Below are 2,859 nucleotides of genomic sequence, written 5' to 3'. Positions count from 1 at the left end.
GCGACCAGCGGCAAGGTCTTCGAGACCATGGCGGGCACGCCGCTGCCCGGACGGACGCGGCTGCTCCTCGGCGACTTCCAACGTGACCTGATCGCAGGACGGCGGCGGCCGCGCCGGCAGCCTGGAGGAGGTCCGATTCACGGACATCGAGCACCTCGAGTTCGAGCTCTAGCAGCCGCGCCCCGAACAGCCTGCGAGCCCCGAACCGACACGGTCCGGGGCTCGCTCGCGTATCCGCGGGGGATCGGATGTTCATGCACGCGATGCCCTGTCCAACGACGCTGAAGCGCCTCAGTCACCTGCACCGGAGCAATGCTGGCGAAGCCGTCCGGCGGCTGCTCCCGCCTTCCTACGATGCGCTCGTGCGGAACACGAAGGCGTTCAAGGAAGCCGTTGCCCAGACGCTCGCGGAGCTGGCCCGCCAGGGGGTGACCCTTGCGCCGGCGACCGTGGAGGACACGATCGAGAAGCAGATCGCCACCGTCTCCGAGCAGCTCGGGATCCAGGTGCGCTCCGCGTGGCGGTACTTCGACGCCTCCGCCACGGCCGACCGGCTCGCGCAGAACCTGTCCTCCTACGAGGAGAGCAGCAGCGAGAAGGGCGTCGGGCAGGCCCCGATGCCGCCGCTCGACAACCCGGAGCTCGCCCTGGTCCTCGCCGGGGTGCCCGACTCCCTGGCTCAGACCGGCGGCGACCTGTACGCGGTCATCATCAACGTCGCCGTCAACGCCTGGATGGCCGGCCACATCCACGGCGAGGACGGCTGCACCGGCTGCAACGGCAGCCGAGGCCCGGCCGGACACGACTGGGAAGCCCGGATGCGCACCATCACCGAATTGCAGCCGAACATCACCAAGTGGTTCGACCGCGACGTGTGGACCCGCGCCGTCAACGACGCCGGGTACACCGTCGGCCGCCGCTGACCTCCTGATCGGGATCTCTGAAATCGGCCAGGGGTGCTCGTCGCCCCACTCGGTCCGGAATTCAACGGAGTGGGGAGAATCTGGGCGAGCCACGCCACACACGGTGGGTGCAATGCGCCACCGTCCGCGAGCGCAGGGCCAGAGGGGTAAGGGGAGTCCGAGGAGTTTGGCGACGAACTCCCCAACGTGCCACCAGCGTTGGGCACGATGGGGGATCGGTGTGGGCACGGGGAGGGGACTCACGATGAGCAACAAGAGCCAGGCCCAGCGCGGGAACGTGCTTGCAATCTGTAGGGAGTGGCTGACGGGCTTGCATAGCCCTGCTGACGTGCGCAAGTGGCTGGACCGGGCGGAAGCCGCCGGTGAGCCCAGGTCGACCGAGAGCACGCTCCTTCTGCAGGAGCTCTGGGGCCACCTGGCGGCCCCTGACACGGATCCGGTGTGGCGCGAGCTCACCACGCACGGCGTGTTCCGTCTGCGTGTGTATTCGAGTACCGGATACATGGAGATCATGACCGCGCTAGCGGCGGTCTCGGGAGCGACAGTGACAGCTGCGGTCCTGCCGTTTTTGCAGGCAATTGCTTCGCAGGCTGGCCAGCGGTCGTTTGAAGTCGCCCGCGCGACCACACGCCGCATGATCGGCCGCAGCGCAGATCTCGCCCCCGCCATTCATCGCGGTCGCACGAAGGTCTACGTGGAAGAGACCGCCGCCGGACTGCGCTTCATTGTGCCGCCGCGTCTGCCTGACGCAGCACTCGCCGCTCTGGCCTCGGCCGACCTCGAAGCCCTGGCCGCTCCTGACGTGAACGGCGGCATCGTCACAATCTACTGGGACGATGCGGCTGAACAGTGGCGTCGCGATGTTGCCGCCAGTTGACAGCGCAAGAACACTGGGTGCTCTGGACTGAATGGCTACAAGATCAGCCCCTGGACGGGCCACGTGTCGGGTGGCCCTCCCTCGATGACGTCTGTCCGCAGGTCAGCGACGCCACGGGTGGGGCATCAAGGTGAGCAGGTCTGGGGAACCTGTGAGCATCAGGTGAGGAACTTCAACGAGCCTCATCACTCCCGCTCACGTCTCTTCGAAGCCGTGCTCGAAGCCCTTGAGGACGGGGTCCAGTTCCGCGGCAGCGGCGCACAGAGAGCACAGCCGCACCCCCGGCTGCCCGGCTGCGTCCAGCGCCCGCTCCAGCGGCAGCACCGGCGCTCCGGTCGGCGCCTCTTCGCAGTCGACGGCGTGCACGACACCGCCCCGGCCGGGACCGCGGCCGCCGGCCTTCACCAGCACCCAGCCGGACGGCCGCCGCGGCCCCAGCGCCTCCTGGACGGGCGAGGGCTGCTCCAGGTACTCGGTGGGCACGGCGTCGTACGAGACGCCGTCCACGGGCCGCACATGCTGCGGTGCGCGCACCCAGACCCGGTACTCGGCAGGTTCCACCGTGTCGCCGGGGCCGTTGCGGTAGGCCGAGAGCCCGACCTCGTACCGCCAGCCGTCGCGGGCCTGCCGCCGGGACCACAGGTGCGCGACGACCTCCTGGTCCCCGGGCAGCAGCACCCGGATCGGCGCCGGCACCGGTTCGGGGGAGGAGGGCGTCGTCACGTCTCCCACCGTACGGACGGATGTGACTTTGAGCGTTACCTGGCGGCCGCACGTACGGCGCTGCTGGTCAGAGGGCGGCTTCGATCTATGGATGGCGGCTTCTGTGCACGGTAGTTGGCGAGTCGGAGGTTGGAACGCTCGTCTCCGCCGATGAGCGGCTGTTTCCGAAGGATGCGGGCCAGGGAGACCTTTGACACGCCAGGCAAGGGCTAACAGGTCATCTCATTTGGCGTGTTCGAAGGTCTGCCGGTGTGGGGATCGTTGAGCGGCTGGTGCCGGATGAGCTGTGGGAGTTGTTCCAGCGAGTTGTGCCGGAGGCGCCGACCCGTCCGCAAG

The 2,859-nt window shown here is 68.6% G+C and carries 3 protein-coding genes and 1 pseudogene; 3 read left to right on the top strand and 1 reads right to left on the bottom strand.

The genetic code is table 11. The annotated features are described in order from the left end of the window. Positions 1–94: 94 nt before the first annotated feature. From ACZ6KF_RS33970 to ACZ6KF_RS33960, 3 genes and pseudogenes are all read left to right on the top strand, one after another. Positions 95–172: pseudogene (locus tag ACZ6KF_RS33970) on the top strand (telomere-protecting terminal protein Tpg); the annotation flags it as partial. Between the two features lie 190 nt (positions 173–362). Next, positions 363–923, top strand: a complete 561-nt coding sequence (locus ACZ6KF_RS33965) for a hypothetical protein (protein WP_469242028.1) — start codon at positions 363–365, stop codon at positions 921–923. Positions 924–1,167: 244 nt separating this feature from the next. Further along, positions 1,168–1,800 (top strand): hypothetical protein, encoded by a 633-nt coding sequence (locus tag ACZ6KF_RS33960; protein ID WP_469179725.1) that lies wholly within the window; start codon positions 1,168–1,170, stop codon positions 1,798–1,800. A 195-nt stretch (positions 1,801–1,995) separates the two neighbouring features. Here the strand turns inward: ACZ6KF_RS33960 and ACZ6KF_RS33955 are convergent, their stop codons facing one another. Next, on the bottom strand, positions 1,996–2,523 hold the full coding sequence (locus tag ACZ6KF_RS33955; RefSeq protein ID WP_469242026.1) for a DUF6233 domain-containing protein: 528 nt from the start codon (positions 2,521–2,523) through the stop codon (positions 1,996–1,998). Positions 2,524–2,859: the final 336 nt, after the last annotated feature.

Source organism: Streptomyces sp. NPDC046379 (assembly GCF_055587785.1).
The sequence above is the reverse complement of the archived record's forward strand: the minus strand, read 5'-3'. Positions and strand labels throughout refer to the sequence as shown.